Raw genomic sequence first — 1355 nt, forward strand, 5'->3', positions numbered from 1 at the left:
CGCCCGGCACCCAGGCGGTGCCCGGTACGGCGCTCTGCGGCGGCTTGCGGGCCAGGGCTCGCACCGGGACGCCGCGCGCCGCGAGGGCCGCCAGCACGGCGGAGCCGATGAAGCCCGTCGCCCCGGTCAGCGCGACCGTGGGGCGCGCCGCGGGTCCGTGTTCCGCCGCCATCTCCGAGCCTCCCTGCCGACCGGCCGGTCAGTCTAGCCAGGAGGCGCCCCGGTGGGGAGGCACCCGTACGGAGGGGGCGGGGAGTGGCCCGAGGTAAGGCCCACCTAGGCTGTATGTCAAGCAAAACGGGCGAACCGGACCCGCACCAGGGACCACGAGGACGGAAAGCAGGACCCGCCGATGGGCGACGGAATGTCAGGAATGCACCACCACGGCGGGATGACCCAGCTAGGCCCGTTCACCTTGTCGAACGTCTGGACCTGGTCCCCGGACTGGGTGTTCCTGCTCGGCGGCCTGGTCGTGCTGGGGCTGTACGCGGCGGGCGTGGTGCGGCTGTACAGGCGCGGCGACCGCTGGCCGATCGGCCGGATGGTCGGCTGGGCGGCGGGTGTCGCCAGCATGCTGCTGGTCACCTGCACCGGGCTGAACGACTACGGCATGGTGCTGTTCAGCGCGCACATGATCCAGCACATGGTGCTCTCCATGCTGACGCCGATCCTGCTGCTGCTCGGCGCCCCGATCACGCTGGCGCTGCGGGCACTGCGCCCGGCCGGCAAGGGCCGTCCGCGCGGGCCGCGCGAGCTGCTGGTGGCGCTGCTGCACAGCCGGTACGTCCGGATCATCTCGCACGCGGCGTTCACCATCCCGATGTTCATCGCGAGCCTCTACGGGGTCTACTTCACCCCGCTGTTCGACTTCCTGATGCAGTACCGCCTCGGGCACATCTTCATGATGGTGCACTTCCTGTTCACCGGTCTGGCCTTCTTCTGGCCGATCATGGGCGTGGACCCGGGCCCGCACCGTCCCGGCCACGTGATGCGGATCATCGAGCTGTTCATGGGGATGCCGTTCCACGCGTTCTTCGGCGTGGCGGTGATGATGGCCGGCCACCCGCTGGTCACCACCTTCACCGCGGAGGGCGCGCCGCCCGGCACGAACCTGCTGGAGGATCAGAAGCTGGCCGGCGGCATCACCTGGGCGTTCGGCGAGATCCCGACCGCGATCGTGCTGATCGCGCTGGTCTACCAGTGGATGGGCTCCGAGCAGCGGCAGGCCCGCCGCACCGACCGTGCCGAGGAACGCTCCGGCGACGCCGAGCTGGAGGCATACAACGCCTACCTGGCCTCCCTGCACAAGCGCGACCGGCGCGCGAGCGCGGCCCCGGCCGCCCCGGCCACCGGTG

Annotated in this window: 2 protein-coding genes; one reads left to right on the forward strand and one right to left on the reverse strand. The window is 71.2% G+C overall.

What is annotated here, in order from left to right; genetic code table 11:
• Positions 1-172 (reverse strand): NAD-dependent epimerase/dehydratase family protein (locus KS423_RS45525; RefSeq protein WP_224285520.1); only part of this gene is annotated, 172 nt, incomplete at its 3' end.
• Positions 173-373: 201 nt separating this feature from the next.
• Between KS423_RS45525 and KS423_RS45530 the strand changes: the two genes are divergently transcribed.
• Positions 374-1355 (forward strand): cytochrome c oxidase assembly protein (locus tag KS423_RS45530; RefSeq protein WP_224285521.1); only part of this gene is annotated, 982 nt, incomplete at its 3' end.

The organism is Streptomyces sp. LS1784, assembly GCF_020103755.1.
Lineage (GTDB): Bacteria > Actinomycetota > Actinomycetes > Streptomycetales > Streptomycetaceae > Kitasatospora.